Origin of the sequence: Micromonospora sp. WMMD723 (assembly GCF_049863385.1) — a bacterium.
GTDB classification, from domain to species: Bacteria; Actinomycetota; Actinomycetes; order Mycobacteriales; family Micromonosporaceae; genus Micromonospora; species Micromonospora wenchangensis.
Genome location: NZ_JBMKNR010000001.1, coordinates 5,014,936 through 5,029,467 on the forward strand (window position 1 = coordinate 5,014,936; position 14,532 = coordinate 5,029,467).

General features: G+C 72.8%; 17 protein-coding genes. 11 read left to right on the plus strand and 6 right to left on the minus strand.

What is annotated here, in order from left to right; translation table 11 throughout:
• Nucleotides 1-81: 81 nt before the first annotated feature.
• The 4 genes from ACN261_RS21795 to ACN261_RS21810 are packed head-to-tail and all read left to right on the plus strand — an operon-like array spanning nucleotide 82 to nucleotide 4,005.
• Entirely contained in the window at nucleotides 82-1,125 is a 1,044-nt protein-coding gene (locus ACN261_RS21795) for an iron-siderophore ABC transporter substrate-binding protein (protein ID WP_421481512.1), read from the plus strand.
• Entirely contained in the window at nucleotides 1,125-2,165 is a 1,041-nt protein-coding gene (locus ACN261_RS21800; protein ID WP_421481513.1) for a FecCD family ABC transporter permease, read from the plus strand. Before ACN261_RS21795 ends, ACN261_RS21800 begins: the two co-directional genes overlap by 1 nt.
• Nucleotides 2,162-3,196 (plus strand): FecCD family ABC transporter permease, encoded by a 1,035-nt coding sequence (locus tag ACN261_RS21805; RefSeq protein ID WP_421481514.1) that lies wholly within the window; start codon nucleotides 2,162-2,164, stop codon nucleotides 3,194-3,196. The genes ACN261_RS21800 and ACN261_RS21805 overlap by 4 nt, the downstream gene beginning before the upstream one ends.
• Complete coding sequence (locus ACN261_RS21810; RefSeq protein ID WP_421481515.1) at nucleotides 3,193-4,005, plus strand: ABC transporter ATP-binding protein; 813 nt, start codon at nucleotides 3,193-3,195, stop codon at nucleotides 4,003-4,005. The genes ACN261_RS21805 and ACN261_RS21810 overlap by 4 nt, the downstream gene beginning before the upstream one ends.
• Here ACN261_RS21810 and ACN261_RS21815 read toward each other — a convergent pair.
• The gene (locus ACN261_RS21815) at nucleotides 4,002-4,853 is read right to left on the minus strand and encodes an ABC transporter ATP-binding protein (protein ID WP_421481516.1); all 852 of its coding nucleotides are present in this window, start codon (nucleotides 4,851-4,853) and stop codon (nucleotides 4,002-4,004) included. The genes ACN261_RS21810 and ACN261_RS21815 overlap by 4 nt on opposite strands.
• An 84-nt stretch (nucleotides 4,854-4,937) precedes the next feature.
• Here ACN261_RS21815 and ACN261_RS21820 point away from each other — a divergent pair, with 84 nt between their 5' ends.
• Nucleotides 4,938-5,066, plus strand: coding sequence for a hypothetical protein (locus tag ACN261_RS21820; RefSeq protein ID WP_421481517.1), 129 nt, complete (start codon nucleotides 4,938-4,940; stop codon nucleotides 5,064-5,066).
• A gap of 85 nt (nucleotides 5,067-5,151) precedes the next feature.
• On the opposite strand, the gene ACN261_RS21825 is transcribed toward ACN261_RS21820, so the two are convergent.
• From ACN261_RS21825 to ACN261_RS21835, 3 genes are all read right to left on the minus strand, one after another.
• Complete coding sequence (locus tag ACN261_RS21825) at nucleotides 5,152-5,727, minus strand: lytic polysaccharide monooxygenase (RefSeq protein WP_421481518.1); 576 nt, start codon at nucleotides 5,725-5,727, stop codon at nucleotides 5,152-5,154.
• Nucleotides 5,728-6,081: 354 nt separating this feature from the next.
• Nucleotides 6,082-6,657: a hypothetical protein gene (locus tag ACN261_RS21830; RefSeq protein ID WP_421481519.1), complete on the minus strand. Its 576-nt coding sequence runs from the start codon at nucleotides 6,655-6,657 to the stop codon at nucleotides 6,082-6,084.
• 390 nt (nucleotides 6,658-7,047) lie between these two features.
• The gene (locus ACN261_RS21835) at nucleotides 7,048-7,488 is read right to left on the minus strand and encodes a YkvA family protein (RefSeq protein ID WP_425851873.1); all 441 of its coding nucleotides are present in this window, start codon (nucleotides 7,486-7,488) and stop codon (nucleotides 7,048-7,050) included.
• A gap of 126 nt (nucleotides 7,489-7,614) precedes the next feature.
• On the opposite strand from ACN261_RS21835, the gene ACN261_RS21840 reads away from it, so the two are divergent.
• Both ACN261_RS21840 and ACN261_RS21845 read left to right on the plus strand, forming a co-directional pair.
• The gene (locus ACN261_RS21840) at nucleotides 7,615-8,181 is read left to right on the plus strand and encodes a kinase (protein ID WP_421481521.1); all 567 of its coding nucleotides are present in this window, start codon (nucleotides 7,615-7,617) and stop codon (nucleotides 8,179-8,181) included.
• Between the two features lie 60 nt (nucleotides 8,182-8,241).
• Nucleotides 8,242-8,829: a nucleotidyltransferase family protein gene (locus ACN261_RS21845; RefSeq protein WP_421481522.1), complete on the plus strand. Its 588-nt coding sequence runs from the start codon at nucleotides 8,242-8,244 to the stop codon at nucleotides 8,827-8,829.
• Nucleotides 8,830-9,053: 224 nt separating this feature from the next.
• On the opposite strand, the gene ACN261_RS21850 is transcribed toward ACN261_RS21845, so the two are convergent.
• Entirely contained in the window at nucleotides 9,054-9,518 is a 465-nt protein-coding gene (locus ACN261_RS21850; protein ID WP_421481523.1) for a DIP1984 family protein, read from the minus strand.
• Nucleotides 9,519-9,635: 117 nt separating this feature from the next.
• On the opposite strand from ACN261_RS21850, the gene ACN261_RS21855 reads away from it, so the two are divergent.
• The 3 genes from ACN261_RS21855 (at nucleotide 9,636) to ACN261_RS21865 (ending at nucleotide 12,484) form a co-directional block, all read left to right on the plus strand.
• Nucleotides 9,636-10,874, plus strand: a complete 1,239-nt coding sequence (locus ACN261_RS21855) for a hypothetical protein (protein ID WP_421481524.1) — start codon at nucleotides 9,636-9,638, stop codon at nucleotides 10,872-10,874.
• 84 nt (nucleotides 10,875-10,958) lie between these two features.
• On the plus strand, nucleotides 10,959-11,603 hold the full coding sequence (locus ACN261_RS21860) for a hypothetical protein (protein ID WP_421481525.1): 645 nt from the start codon (nucleotides 10,959-10,961) through the stop codon (nucleotides 11,601-11,603).
• A complete protein-coding gene (locus ACN261_RS21865) occupies nucleotides 11,600-12,484 on the plus strand; it encodes a fructosamine kinase family protein (protein WP_425851877.1) in 885 nt (294 codons plus the stop codon). Before ACN261_RS21860 ends, ACN261_RS21865 begins: the two co-directional genes overlap by 4 nt.
• Nucleotides 12,485-12,509: 25 nt before the next feature.
• Here the strand turns inward: ACN261_RS21865 and ACN261_RS21870 are convergent, their stop codons facing one another.
• Nucleotides 12,510-12,899 (minus strand): YybH family protein, encoded by a 390-nt coding sequence (locus ACN261_RS21870; protein ID WP_421481527.1) that lies wholly within the window; start codon nucleotides 12,897-12,899, stop codon nucleotides 12,510-12,512.
• A 122-nt stretch (nucleotides 12,900-13,021) separates the two neighbouring features.
• On the opposite strand from ACN261_RS21870, the gene ACN261_RS21875 reads away from it, so the two are divergent.
• Nucleotides 13,022-14,530 (plus strand): MFS transporter, encoded by a 1,509-nt coding sequence (locus tag ACN261_RS21875; protein WP_421481528.1) that lies wholly within the window; start codon nucleotides 13,022-13,024, stop codon nucleotides 14,528-14,530.
• Nucleotides 14,531-14,532: the final 2 nt, after the last annotated feature.

Below are 14,532 nucleotides of genomic sequence, written 5' to 3' on the forward strand. Positions count from 1 at the left end.
CAACGGCTCAGGAACGTGGAGTACTTTACCGATCAAGTTTTAGGTAAGCCTGTCCTTACTATGTGAGTTGGAGTACTCCGTATGCGCCCCACCCGGCTGCTCACCGGAATCGTCGCGGTCGCCACCACGCTCGCCCTCGCCGCCTGCGGCGGGTCCTCCGACGCCGACGAGAAGCCCGCCGCGTCCGGGTCCGGGTCCGCGACGGCGACCTTCCCGCTGACCGTCACCCACGCGCTGGGCACCACCACGATCGCGAAGAAGCCCGAACGGGTCGCCACCGTCAACTGGGCCAACCACGAGGTCCCCCTCGCCCTGGGCGTCGTCCCGGTCGGCTACGCCAAGGCCAACTTCGGCGACGAGGACGGCGACGGGCTGCTGCCCTGGGACGCCGCTCGGCTCAAGGAACTCGGCGCGTCGACCCCGGTGCTGTTCGACGAGACCGACGGCATCGACTTCGAGGCGGTGGCGAACACCAGGCCGGACATCATCCTGGCCGCCTACTCCGGCCTGACCAAGCAGGACTACGACACCCTGAGCAAGATCGCGCCGGTCGTCGCGTACCCGCAGGCACCCTGGGCGACGTCCTGGCGCGACAGCATCACGCTGGAGAGCAAGGCCCTCGGCCTGGCCGCCGAGGGTGACGCACTGATCGCCAAGATCGAGAAGCAGATGAAGGACGAGGCCGCCCGCTACCCGAAGCTGGCCGGCCGGTCGGCGATGTTCCTGACCCACCTCGACCCGACCGACCTCAGCAAGATCAGCTTCTACACCACGAACGACACCCGGGCCCAGTTCTTCACCGACCTCGGCATGAAGCACCCGGAGAGCATCGCGAAGGCCTCCGCGACCACCAAGGAGTTCAGCCTCACCCAGAGCGCCGAGCAGGTGCAGAACCTCAGCGACGTGGACATCATCGTGACCTACGGTGACGCCGCCGGCACCACCCTGGCCACCCTCCAGAAGGACCCGCTGCTGTCCAAGATCCCTGCGATCAAGCGCGGCTCCTTCGTCTCCCTGCCCGGCAGCACCCCCGTCGCCACCGCCGCCAACCCGACGCCGCTCGGCGTGTCGTACGTCCTCAAGGACTACGTCGACCTGCTCGGCAAAGCCGCCGACAAGCTCTGATGACCGGTGCAACCACCTCCGGGCCGGACGTCGCCCTGCGGCGACGCCCGGCCCGGACCCGCCTGACCTGGCTCCTGGTCGTCCTCGGCGCGCTGGCCCTGACCCTGGTCGCGTCGGTGGCCTTCGGCTCCCGGGTCGTCGGGTGGGCCGACATCACCGCCGCGCTCGGCGGCACCCAGGACACCCTCGACCAGGCGGCCGTGGTCAAACGCCTGCCCCGTACGGTGCTCGCCGCCCTCGTCGGCGCGGCCCTGGCCCTGTCCGGCGCGGTGATGCAGGGCGTCACCCGCAATCCGCTCGCCGACCCGGGCATCCTCGGGGTGAACATGGGCGCGATGCTGGCCATCGCGGTCGGCCTGGCCACCGTCGGCCTGTACACCGCCACCGCGTACATCTGGGTCGCCATCGCCGGGGCGGCGCTGTCCTCGCTGTTCGTCTACGCCGTCGGCTCACTCGGTCGCGGCGGCGCCACCCCGCTCAAGATCGCCCTGGCCGGGGCGGCCACCTCCGCCGCCCTCGCGTCGCTGGTGGCCGCGGTCGTGCTGCCGCGCGGCGACATCGCCGAGAACTTCCAGTCCTGGCAGGTCGGCGGCGTCGGCGGGGCCAGCTGGGACAGCATCGGCCAGGTCCTGCCGTTCCTGGCCGCCGGGCTGGCCGTCTGCCTGCTGTGCGCCCGGGCCCTGAACTCCCTCGCGCTCGGAGACGACCTCGCCGCCGGCCTCGGCGAACGCGTCGCCCTGGTGCGGGGGATCGCCGCCGCCGGCGCGGTGGTGCTCTGCGGCGCGGCCACCGCGGTCGCCGGGCCGATCGCCTTCGTCGGCCTGATCGTCCCGCACCTGTGCCGGCTGCTCGTCGGACTCGACCACCGCTGGCTGTTGCCGTTCGTGACCCTGGTCGGCGCCGCGCTGCTGACCGTCGCGGACGTCGCCGGACGGGTGGTGAACCGCCCCGACGAGATCGAGGCCGGCATCATCACCGCCCTGATCGGCGCCCCGTTCTTCATCTACATCGTCCGCCGGCAGAAGGTACGCGAACTGTGAGCACCACGACCCTTCAGGCCGTCACCCGCGGCCGGGTCCGGCGTAGCCGCCGACGACGCGCCGTGCTCGCCGCACTCACCCTGGCGGTGGCCGTCATGGTCGTCGTCTCGCTGATGGTCGGGCGGACCTTCTACCCGGCCGGCGACGTGCTGCGGGTGATCCTCGGCGAGACCGTGCCCGGCGCGTCGTTCACCGTGGGTGAACTCCGGCTGCCCCGCACGGTCCTGGCCCTGGCGACCGGTCTCTGCTTCGGCATGGGCGGGGTCACCTTCCAGACCATGATGCGCAACCCGCTCGCCAGCCCCGACATCATCGGCATCAGCTCGGCGGCGAGCGCCGCCGCGGCCTTCGCGATCATCGTGCTCGGGCTGGACGAGACCGGCGTCGCGGTCTTCGCCATCGTCGCCGCACTCGGCGTCGCCGTGCTCATCTACCTGCTGTCGTTCAAAGATGGCGTGGCCGGCACCCGGCTGGTGCTGATCGGCATCGGCATCGCCGCCATGCTCAACAGCGCCACCGCGTACATCCTCAACCAGGCCGGCCAGTGGGACCTGCAGGCGGCGACCCGCTGGCTCAACGGCAGCCTCAACGGCTCCACCTGGGACGAGACGGTGCCGGTGCTGGCCGCCCTGGCCCTGTTCGGCCCGGTGCTGCTGAGTCGGGCGCGCAGCCTGACCATGCTGCAACTCGGCGACGACACCGCCGCGGCGCTCGGCACCCGGCTGGAACGTACCCGGCTGGTCTCGATCGTCGCGGCCGTCGGTCTGATCGCGTTCGCCACGGCGGCCACCGGGCCGATCGCGTTCGTGGCCTTCCTGGCCGGGCCGATCGCCGCCCGGCTCGTCGGGGCCGGCGGCTCACCGTTGGTGCCGTCCGCCCTCGTCGGCGCGCTGCTGGTGCTGGTCGCCGACTTCATCGGCCAGTTCGCCTTCGACATCCGCTTCCCGGTGGGGGTGGTCACCGGGGTGCTCGGTGCCCCGTACCTCATCTACCTGCTCGTCCGCACGAACCGCGCCGGAGGCTCGCTGTGACCACCGACCACGCCCTGACGACCGAGAAACTGACAGTCGGCTACGGCGACCGGGTCGTCATCGAATCGCTCGACCTGCTCGTGCCGCCCGGCCGGATCACCGCGATCGTCGGGGCCAACGCCTGCGGGAAGTCGACGCTGCTGCGGTCGATGTCGCGGCTGCTCGCCCCGCGCACCGGTCACGTCATGCTCGACGGCCGCCAGGTGCACCGGACACCGGCCAAGGAACTGGCCCGTACCCTCGGCCTGCTGCCCCAGTCACCTGTCGCGCCGGAGGGCATCACCGTGGCCGACCTGGTGGGCCGGGGCCGCAACCCGCACCAGCGGCTGCTGTCCCGCTGGAGCCGGGACGACGACCGCGCGGTCGCCGCCGCCCTCGACGCCACCCACACCGCCGACCTGGCCGACCGGTCGGTCGACGAACTCTCCGGCGGCCAGCGCCAACGGGTGTGGATCGCGATGGCGCTGGCCCAGCAGACCGAGCTGCTGCTGCTCGACGAGCCCACCACCTTCCTCGACGTCAGCCACCAGGTCGAGGTGCTCGACCTGCTCACCGACCTGAACGCCACGCGCGGCACCACCATCGTGATGGTGCTGCACGACCTGAACATGGCGGCCCGCTACGCGGGCCACCTCATCGCGCTCGCCGACGGCGGCCTGCACGCGGCCGGACCGCCGGCCGAGGTGCTGACCGAGGAGTGCGTACGGGCCGTCTTCGGCCTGGACAGCCGGGTCATCGTCGACCCGGTCTCCGGCCGGCCGCTGATGCTGCCGATCGGCCGCCACCACGTCCGCGCCGCGCGCGCCTAGCCTTCACCGCCCGGCGGTGGACCGTCCGGGCGCGCGGTCGGGCGGTTCGCCCGCACACTCCACCGCCCGTCCGTGCGGATGAGGCGGATCGGATGGTCGAAACACTTGCTGACCTGGTCGCTGGTGAGGACCTCGTCGGCGGGGCCCGACGCCAGGGGGCGTCCGTCGCGCAGCAGCATGACGTGGGTCGTCCCGGGAGGAAGTTCCTCCAGGTGGTGGGTGACCAGGACGGACGCGAGCTGCGGACAGGTCTGCTGCAGTGCGTCGAGCCGCTCGATGAGCTGTTCCCGGCCGGCCACGTCGAGGCCGGTCGCGGGCTCGTCGAGCAGCAGCAGCCGGGGCCTGGGCATCAACGCGCGGGCGATGAGCGTGCGGCCCCGTTCCCCCTGCGACAGGGTGGGCCACCGCGCCCCGCGCCGCTCACCGAGGCCGAGCAGGCCGGTCAGCCGGTCGGCCTCGGCGACCTGCGCAGGCGTCGGCTCCCACCGGGGAACCCGGTCGTTGGTGTTGGTCAACCCGGTCAGCACGACGTCGTGCACGGTGAGCGGGGAACCCGGGTCGTGCCGTGGATTGACGTGGCCGACGTAGGAACGCAGCTCCCGCAGGTCGACCCGGCCCAGCCGGTGCCCGAGCACCTCGACGGTGCCCCGGGTGGGATGGGAGACCGCCCCGAGGAGGCTGAGCAGGGTGCTCTTGCCCGCCCCGTTGGCACCGAGCAGCGCCCAGTGCTCGCCGGCCCGTACCGTCAGCGAGACCTCGGACAGGATCGGCCTGCCGTCGCGGACGACGGCCGCGTCCGTCACGGACAGCACCGGCGGCGCGGTCACGGGGAAACCCTGCGGCAGCATGCGCAGACCGTAACAACAGCTCCGGCGTCAGCCCGGTCGAATCTCCCGGGGTGGGACGGCCCCGCCGCGCACCCGCGCACCGTCGTGCTGCTGCTGACCATGGTCACCGGTGGGCTGCTCGCCGTGGCGTACCTCGTCGGGCTGCTCGTGCTCCCCGTCGTCCCGACGGTCGCCGACTACGAACGCCGGCGGGACGCGCCCCGGGCCGGCTGAATGACAGACGGGCGGTGGAGCTGGCCCGGGAACGGTCCGGCCCAGGGCGGGGCAGCCCTGGGCCGGATGAGTGCCGCGTCGTCGATCAGGCGATCTTGATGTCGCTGCACCACATGTAGGTCTGGTCCGCGTGCGACGCCTTCCAGATGAAGAACAGGACGTGGCTTCCGGAACGTGACGACGGGATCGAGACGTTGAACGAGATGTTCTGTGCCGGCGCGTACCGCCCGGTCGTGGTGATCAGGTCCAGGTTGCCCCACCCGACCTTCTGGGTGGCCGGGTTGAACCCCTGCTTGGTGACGTAGACCCGGAAGAAGTCCGCACCGTGGCTGGCCTGGTCGTACATCTGGACGGTGAGGTTACGGCTGACGGTGGTCGCCTTCCACGCCCCGGGCGTGTTCAGCGAGTTGTTCCGGGACAGGGCGTTGCTGCACAGCTGCCCGTCCGGGGTGCTCGGCTGGTACTGGCCGGCCAGGCCGTCGCGCAACGCGCTCATCCAGTTCCACATGGTGTCCGGGTTGGCCTGCCACGCCTGCCAGCACATCGGGTCCTGCTGCTGCATCGCGGGGTTGGTGTGCTGGCTGCCCCACGTCTTCCAGCACTGGTACGCCCGGGTCGCCGGGTTGATGATCGTCCCGTGCGCCTGGGCGGGGCTGGTCATGGGCAGCGTACCGACCACCATGGCGAACATCAGGACGAGCGCCTGGAGGGACCGGCGGACGGTTGACCGGGGACGTCCACCGGATTGGTCGGACTGGTGTGAACGCACTGTTCATCCTCCATTCGTCGGTACGAGACATCGGAAGGCGAATGCTCCCGAATCCACTGTGGCACCAATGACGCAAAATATCAACGTTGATCGATGTTTAGTGGTATTGGATCGAGCTGTCGGATGTGGTCGACCTGTCCGAGATCACCGGATCGACGACGGGCACGGCGGACCGGGGACACGGCATCACCGCGGATCGGGTGCCGGGTCCGGTGGCCGAAAACGGCCGCTACGACGCCCGACGCGTCACAGCTTGGCGGCGGCGTCGTAGCGGCGACGCAGGTCGGCCATCTCGGTCGCGCCGAGCGACTCCTGCTGCGCCATCGTCGCGTACGCGGGCGGGAACATCTCCCGGAGCCGGTCGACGAACCTGACCTCCGCCGTCGCCTCGACGACCCTGATTCCCGGAGGATCGGTGGACATGTCCATGATCAGCGGGCCGGCCAGCTTGACCGCCACGTCCCAGGGGCGCTTCTGCTCGGCGATCCCGCACAGGTGGAAGCCGTAGACCGTCCGGACGTCGGCGAACGTGGTGGCCCCGGCCGGCTCGAAGCCGTAGACGCGGACCCCGCAGATCACCGGCGGCTTCTCCGCGCCGGCACCCTGCTGGGCGTCGTGCCCGGCGTGCTGGTGCTGGGCCGGGTCCGCCCGTTCGAGCGTGGTACGCATCCGGGCCACGATCTGCGCCGGCAGATCCGCCGGCTCCGCCCTCGTGCTGCTCCGGTTGGCCAGCACGACCGTGCCGACCGACACCACCAGCAGGACCACCGCCACCCACACCAGGCGGTGCCGGTACCACGCGGAACTCTCTGGGGAACTCATCGCTTCTCACCTCGTCGCCGGTTCTGGTGCTGGCGGACCGACCGCTGCCGGGGCGTCGGACGCGCCGGTCGTCGGGGACACGTGCCGGGGTGCGCACGGCAGGCTCAGGTGCCTGTCGTGGCGGGACGCCCGTCGTCAGGACGATGGCCCGGCGCGGTGACGTGCGGACGTCCGCCAGGGTGGCGTGCCACCCGTACCGCGGTGCTCCCGTGCTGGCCGTGCTCAGCACGGTTGCCCCCGTGCTGCGGCGATATGAGCCATTCCAACACGTCTGGAGCCGCTCTGGCAACATTGACGGGTGTCAGTGGCGGTTCGGCCCGATCGTCTCCGCAGGTGAGGACGCCGGAATCGATTCTCCACGCCCCGGCGTCCGGTGCACGACCGCGCCCGTCATCCGGGGCCGGCGTCGCCCCGGCCGTGGTCGCTGCCGGCGCAGCGGACGCCCGTCAGCCGGCACAGCGCGGCGAAACCGTCCGGTGTGCCCGGCCAGTGCCGGCGCAGCGCACCGACACCCGCCCGGCGGACCACCGAGCGCAACACCGCGACGACGAGGATCGCGTCGTCGGCGTACCCGAGGACCGGGACGAAGTCGGGGATCAGGTCGATCGGGACGACCAGGTACGCCAGCAGCAGGCCCAGACGCACCCGGACGCCGCGCGGCAGGGTGGTGTCACCGGCCAGCCGCCGCAGCAACCGCACCAGGTCGGGCAGGATACGCAGCGCCTCGGCCAGCAACGAGCCCTGCGGTCGTACGATCAGCAGACCGACCAGCAAAGCCACCCACGAGACCGCCACCGCGACCGCGCCACCGACCAGGATGTCCGCGACCATCCGCGCCGCCCCCCTTCCGCCGCACCCGTCCGCGCGGCCAGGGCATCGTCGCAGAGTCCCGCCGGGCCCGTCGGTCGACGCGGCACCGGCGGCCGGACCGGCCGACACCCGGGGAGGGTCACCGCGATGGACGAGGCGATCCCGACCGGCAGCGACCGGACGATCCTGATCGTCGTCCGGGGGAACTCGGGGGCGGGCAAGAGCAGCATCGCCCGGCAGTTGCGGCTGCGGCACGGTCGTGGCTGCGCCCTGGTCGAGCAGGACTACCTGCGTCGGGTCGTGTTGCGGGAGCGGGACCGGCCCGGTGGGCTCGCGCCCACCCTCATCGGGCAGACGGTCCGGCTGGCCCTCGACCACGGCTACCACGTGATCCTCGAAGGCATCCTGCACACCGCCCGGTACCGGCGGATGCTCACCGCGCTGCGCGACGGTCACCGGGGCAGGACGGTGTTCGTCTATCTCGACGTCTCGTTGCCCGAGACCCTGCGACGACACGCGACACGTCCGCAGGCCACGGAGTTCACCGCGGACGACATGCGGGGCTGGTACGCCCCGCGTGACCTGCTCGGGTACGACGACGAGGCCGTCCTGCCCGAGACGACCCCGCTTCAGGAGGCGGTCCGGCGGATCGCCGCCACCGCCGGCCTGCCCCTGACCGGGGGTGACGCCGACTTCCTCCCGGTGCGGCCCTGAGCACCCACCGTCCCCGTCCACGCGGCGACCATGGACGCTGGCTGCTCCTAGGCTGGTCGGGTGCGCGAGGACGAACTACGGGACCTGGTCCGGGGCGACGGGTGGTTGATGCGCGCCCTGCGGGTGGTCCGGGACACCGGCCTGCCGGACGCGTGGATCGGGGCGGGGGTCGTGCGGGACCTGGTCTGGGGCCGACGGTACGGCCACGGCTTCGACCCGTCGGCGGTACGGGACGTCGACGTCGTCTTCCTCGACCCGACCGACCTGACCCGCGCCAACGACGACCGGGCCACCGCGCGACTGGCGACGGCCTGGCCGCAGCCGCCGTGGGAGGCGAAGAACCAGGCCGCCGTGCACACCTGGTACCCGGCGACGTTCGGCGGCGACCCGGTGGCCCCGCTGCGGACCATCGCCGAGGCGGTCGCCACCTGGCCCGAGTACGCCACCGCCGTCGCGGTACGCCTGCTCGCCGACGACCGGATCGCGGTCTGCGCGCCGTACGGCCTGGACGACCTGCTCGACGGGGTGTGGCGGCACAACCCGACCCGGGCCGGCCGCGAGGTGTCCCGACGCCGACTCGCCCGCCAGCGCCCGGCGGCACGCTGGCCCGGCGTACGGGTGGTCGACCCGGCCGCCGACGACCGGTGAGCGGGTTGCGGAGGTCCCCTGTCCCACCCTCGCCGTCGTGGATCTGCACCCGGTGGTGTGCCGTGCCCTGTGCGCCGTCACCTGTGTGCTGTGCTGGGCATGCGGTGTATGGCCGGGGAATCGAACCCCCGCGCCTGCCTCCGGCGCGCCAGGAGTGAGCCGGGATACCCGCCGGCTCTCGGGTCGGTGCACGCCTCCACGTCGGCTACCTGCTCCGCAACCCGTCAGTCCAGCAGGTCGACCTCCCAGTTGGCCCGCTGGATCAGCGTGTCGACCTCGCGGATCTGCCGGGCGAGGTCGTCGGCCTGGCCACGTAGTTGCGCCACCGGCAGCGCCGGGATCATCCTCAGCTCCGAGCGTAGCTGCCGGAACCCCCGCTGACCCTCACCGGCGGCGGCGTTGGCCGCGGAGGTGACCACGCCGTGCCGCAGCCGGAGCACGTCGCGGCGGGCCAGGGCGTCGGTGAGCGTGCCGCCGTCGACCACGGTGGCGGCGTTGGTGCGGTTGATCCGCCGGATCAGCGTCTCCAGCTCACCGAGCACCCCGCCGGCCTCGGTCAGCAGCGCCGCCGCGTCCTCCGCCGGTGTCTCGCCCTCCTGGAACCGGGCGCTGGCCACGATGCGGGCACGGAGTTGCTCGGCGCGGCGCGCCGCATCCGCGCGCAACGCCAGGGCCTCGGCGAGCTTCATGCCCGCCAGTATGACCGGCGAAGATCACCGCCGCCGCCCATTTCGCCGACGCCGGGGGAGACCGCGCCGCCGACCGACCCCGGGGGAACGTCGGGGTGGCTGGGTACGATGCCCGGCGTGCCTCTCCCCGCAGACCTGCGTGACCTGCTGAAGGACCCGTCGTTCTGGTCGGCCTACGAGCGCGCTGAGGGCGACGACGGTGATGACGACGACGAGCGCTGGGAGGACCATCCCGGGTGGACGCTGACGGCCGACGTCGGCGACGGTCACACCCTCGTCCTGGAGATCGACATCGATCTCGGCATGCTCAACCTCGGGGTGTGCCCGCCCGGCGTGACCGAGCCGCTGCAGCTCGGCTGGGACGACGACGCGCATCCCTTCCCGCACGCCCTGCGCTGGGACGAACTGGACCTGGTCGCCCGGGCCGTCGCGTTGCGGGACCCGGACCTGCCGCATCCCGGCCCGCTGCTGGCGCTGGTCAGCAGGTTCGTGCTGCTCGGCGAGCACGACGACCTCGACGCGGTCACCCCGCTGCTGGCCGCCGCCTTCGGGACCGGTCCCGACGACGCCGCCTACTGGCCGACGGTCCGCTCCTGGCTGTACCGGTGCGACGGGCGCGGCAGAGGCGTCACCTGGCAGCGCGACGACGCCGGCAACTGGACCGTCGAGCAGGACGAGGACCAGGGCGGCGACTTCACGCTCTACAGCCTGCGCGGCCCGGGGTCGGAGTTCCCGTTCGACGCCTGGCGTGACCTGCTGGCCGCCGCCGGGCGTACCGTCGCCGCCGCCGTGCCCGTGCCGGCGCGCGACGCCCTCGGTGACCTGCCGGCCCGGGCCGTCGCCGACCGTGACCTGAGCCTGGCCGCGCAGACCGGCCGGACGCTCGCCGCCGCCGGCGTCGGGCATCCGGTGCTCCTGCGCGGACTCGCCGAACCCGCGCACCCCGCCGAGGTCTGCTGGATCCTCGAAACGGTCACCGGCGCGCCGCAGGGCTCCCTCGTCGCCAGGTGGTTCGGCCCGAGCGCGCTGCGCTCGGCCCGTCGCCACCGGCTGAGCCTGCACCTGGAGGTCGGCGGACGGTCCGACCCGCGCGGGTACGCCACCACGGTGACCCGCGACCTCGACCGGGCGCTGCGCGAGCGCGGACTGGGCCACGCCGGGCAGGGCGGCAGCAGCATGCGCCGGGACGCCTCCGGCGGCTACGTCACCCACGCCGTCAGCGTGGACATCGCGGTCTTCGACGATCTCGCCGCCGGCACCGACCTCGTCCGGCACACGCTGCTGCGCCACGATCCGGCACCGGAGACCGTGCTGCGCCACCACGGGGGCACCGAGGCCGTGGTGGCGCTGCGGTGACCCCGGCGGGTCGACAAACGGGCGACCCGCCGCCCGCCGGACGGCACTATGCTGCGACCAGTCCCCGTCGAGCAGGGAGATGACGTGTCGCGTCGTACCGGTAGGCCCTCGTATCTGCTGGCCGCGTCGGCGTCACCACGCCGCCGGCTGTCCCGGCTCGCCGTCGTCGCCGCGATCGGGCTCGTCGTCGCCCTCGTCGGCGGCGGCATCGGCTATGCGGTCGGTCGACCGGACGCCACCGAGTCGACCATCGCCGACCTGCGCCGGGCCGAGGCGAGGCGGGACGCCCAGCAGATCACCGAGCTGACGGCCACCGCCCGACGCCTCCGCGACGAGATCACCCCCGTGCTCGACGCCCTGCGGGCCGAGCCGACCGCCGACCAGCAGCAGGCACGTCAGTGGCAGCAGACCCTGCTGCGGGCGGCGGAGCCGTTCGCCAACCCGCCGTCGGGCAGCACGGCGACCAACGTGGCGCGCGGCGGCCTGCGCGGCGCGGTGGAACAGACGTCCCTGGCCGTCGAGTCGTACCTCCTCGCGGTCACCGGGCCACCCGCGCAGCGGGCGGCGCTGACGGCACTGGCGAAACGGCAGGCGGAGCAGGCCGCCGCCGCCTGGTCCGTCGCCGCCACCCAACTCGACCAGGTCAACGTCGACGCCGGCCACGGCCACCAGCACGTCTATCTGGACGGCGACCAGCACGACGGCGCCGAAGAGGGCACCGGCGGGTGACCGGAGCGACGGAACTGCTCGCCGAACGGTTGCTGCGGGCCGGGATCGGTGACGTCGTCACCGTCGAGCCGGTGAGCGGTGGTCTCGCCGCGCTCGCCGGGATCGCCCACCGCAGGGACGCGCCGCCGGTCTTCGTCAAGACCTTCGCCGAGGCGCCCGACGGCGACGCCTTCGTCGCGGAGGCCGAGGGGCTGACGGCCCTGCGGCAGCAGGGTGGGCTGGCCACCCCCGACGTGCTCGTGGCGAACCACGAACTGCTGGTGTTGTCGCTGCTGTCGCCGAGGCCGCAGGACGGGGCGTTCTGGGAGCGGTTCGCGCACGCGCTGGCCCACCTGCACACCAGCACCGTCCACCCCCGCTTCGGCTGGCACCGGGACAACTGGTTGGGGCGTCGCCGGCAGGTCAACACCTGGGCCGACGACGGCTTCGCCTTCTTCGCCGAGCACCGCCTGCTGCGCTGGCTGGGTGAGCCGAGGGTGCGGGCGGCGCTCGACGCCACCGACCGGGCCGCGGTGCAACGGCTGTGTGCCCGGCTGCCCGAGCTGCTGCCGGACCGGCCGGCCTGCCTGACGCACGGCGACCTGTGGTCGCAGAACGTGTTGTCCACCGGGGACGGACGGGCGGCGTTGATCGACCCGGCGGTGTCGTACCTGTGGGCCGAGGTGGACCTGGCGCACCTGTGGACCACGGCGGCCCCACCGGAGTCGGGTCGGTTCTTCGCCGTCTACGCCGAGCTGACCGGCCTCGACGCCGACTGGCGGGACCGCATGCCGATCATCCAGCTGCGGCAGCACCTGGCGGTGCTGGCCCAGTTCGACGACGACTGGGGTGCCGCCGACACGATCCGGGCCACCCTGGCCCCGTTCCGGTCGCGGGCCTGACCGGCCCGGGGCCGGGTGTCGCCGGTCACGACTGCGGCACCCCGGGCGGCTGCCGGTCCGGCCAGAACGGCCATTCCTCGAACGACCGGCACCGCCCGTCGTCGGCGAAGCGCATCACCCACAGGTCGCGGTACTCCTGCGTGACCGGGTCGCCGTAGTGGACCTCGTGGCGGGACACGGCGGTGTCGCCGTCGACCGCGACGACCGTGCTGGTCATCCGGAAGACCTCGTCGGGGCCGTCGCGCTGTTCCTCCCACATCCGGGCGATGGCCGGCAGGCCCACCACGGGGGTCAGATAGGGCCCCTGCTGGTAGCTCGCGTCCTCGGTGAAGAGCGTGACCAGGGTGTCCGTGCCCGGCGTGCGCCAGGCCCGCTCGTAGCCGACGAGCCAGTCGTCGACCTGCTTCCTGTCCATGTGCCCCACCCTGCCATCCGACCGGCCCCCGTACCCGGGTTGCCCGCGCTCCGGTGGGCCGGCAGCCGAGGTGGGGCAGGTCACCCTGACGAACTGTACCGGCTGGTCGGTACAGTTCCGGCGTGATCACGTCCTCGACCCCGGTTCCCGCTCCGGTGCTGTCCACCCGCCGCCGGTGGGCGGCGCTGGCCGTGTTGGCCGCGGCGGTGCTGCTGCTCGCCGTCGACGGGACGGTGCTCTCGCTGGCGGTTCCGGCGCTGACCGCGAGCCTGGCACCGACCGCGGAACAGGTCCTCTGGATCGGCGACGTCTACTCGCTGACCCTGGCGGGGCTGCTGGTGCTGATGGGCAACCTGGCCGACCGGTTCGGGCGAAAGCGGGTCCTGCTGGTCGGTTCGGTGGCGTTCGGCGCGGCGTCGCTGCTGGCCGCGTTCGCCCCCAGCGCACCGGCGCTGATCGGGGCCCGGCTGCTGCTCGGTGTGGCCGGTGCGACGCTGATGCCGTCCACCCTGTCGCTGATCCGCAACATCTTCACCGACAGCGGGGAACGGACCCGGGCCATCGCCATCTGGTCCACCGCCTTCGGCGCCGGGTCGGCGGTCGGGCCGCTGGTGGGCGGGTTCCTGCTGGAGCACTTCTGGTGGGGCTCGGTGTTCCTCATCAACGTGCCGGTGATGGTCCTGGTGGTGGTCTCCGGCCTGCTGCTGCTTCCGGAGTCCCGCGACCCGCGACCGGGCCGCTTCGACGTGCTCTCCGCGGTGCTGTCCATGGCGGCGGTCGTGCCGCTGGTGTACGCGGTCAAGCACGTGGTCGGGGCCGGCGTCGACGGCGTGACGGTGTCCTGCCTGCTGGTCGGCGTGACCGCCGGGGTGCTGTTCGTGCGGCGGCAGCGGCGGCTGGAACAGCCCATGCTCGACGTCGAGCTGTTCGGCAACCCGGCGTTCCTCGGGGCGGTCGTCGCCAACGTCATCGCCATCTTCGCGCTGGTCGGCATGCTGTTCTTCTTCTCGCAGTACCTCCAGTTCGCCAGGGGGTTCGGCCCGTTGCAGGCGGGCCTGGCCGAGTTGCCCGCGACCCTGGCCTCGATCGTCGTCGTCGTGATCATCGCTGCGGTCGTGGCCCGGTTCGGCCGGGGCCGGGCCATCGCGCTCGGCCTGGGCCTGGCCGCCGCGGGGCTGGCCGGGGTGGCGGTCGCCGCGCACGCGCCGTACCCGTGGCTGGCGTTGGCGCTCGTGCCCATCGGCCTCGGTATCGGGCTGGCGATGACCCTGACCGGCGACGCCATCATCTCGGCCGCGCCCCCGCGCAAGGCCGGTTCCGTCTCGGCGATCACCGAGACCGCCAACGAACTCGGCGTGGTGCTGGGCATCGCGGTGCTGGGCTCCCTGCTGTCGCTGGTCTACCGGCACGCGGTGAGCGTTCCGTCCGGGCTGCCGGCCGCCGACGCGGCCCGGGTCCGTGACTCGCTGGGCTCGGCGTTGCAGGTGCTGCCGCCGCAGGCCGCCGCCGGGGCGCGGGACGCGTTCATCACCGGCGTGCAGGTCACCTCGTCGCTCGCCGCGGCGCTGACCCTCGGCGCGGCGGTGCTGGCCTGGGTGCTCATCCCCTCACCGCGCCCCACGCGGCCGTAGGT

What these genes read in the sequence shown, in the direction of transcription:
- ACN261_RS21795 (WP_421481512.1), top strand. Translation starts at nt 82, where the DNA reads ATGCGCCCCACCCGGCTGCTCACCGGAATCGTCGCGGTCGCCACCACG.
- ACN261_RS21800 (WP_421481513.1), top strand. Translation starts at nt 1,125, where the DNA reads ATGACCGGTGCAACCACCTCCGGGCCGGACGTCGCCCTGCGGCGACGC.
- ACN261_RS21815 (WP_421481516.1), bottom strand. Translation starts at nt 4,853, where the DNA reads ATGCTGCCGCAGGGTTTCCCCGTGACCGCGCCGCCGGTGCTGTCCGTG.
- ACN261_RS21825 (WP_421481518.1), bottom strand. Translation starts at nt 5,727, where the DNA reads ATGACCAGCCCCGCCCAGGCGCACGGGACGATCATCAACCCGGCGACC.
- ACN261_RS21830 (WP_421481519.1), bottom strand. Translation starts at nt 6,657, where the DNA reads ATGAGTTCCCCAGAGAGTTCCGCGTGGTACCGGCACCGCCTGGTGTGG.
- ACN261_RS21835 (WP_425851873.1), bottom strand. Translation starts at nt 7,488, where the DNA reads ATGGTCGCGGACATCCTGGTCGGTGGCGCGGTCGCGGTGGCGGTCTCG.
- ACN261_RS21840 (WP_421481521.1), top strand. Translation starts at nt 7,615, where the DNA reads ATGGACGAGGCGATCCCGACCGGCAGCGACCGGACGATCCTGATCGTC.
- ACN261_RS21850 (WP_421481523.1), bottom strand. Translation starts at nt 9,518, where the DNA reads ATGAAGCTCGCCGAGGCCCTGGCGTTGCGCGCGGATGCGGCGCGCCGC.
- ACN261_RS21870 (WP_421481527.1), bottom strand. Translation starts at nt 12,899, where the DNA reads ATGGACAGGAAGCAGGTCGACGACTGGCTCGTCGGCTACGAGCGGGCC.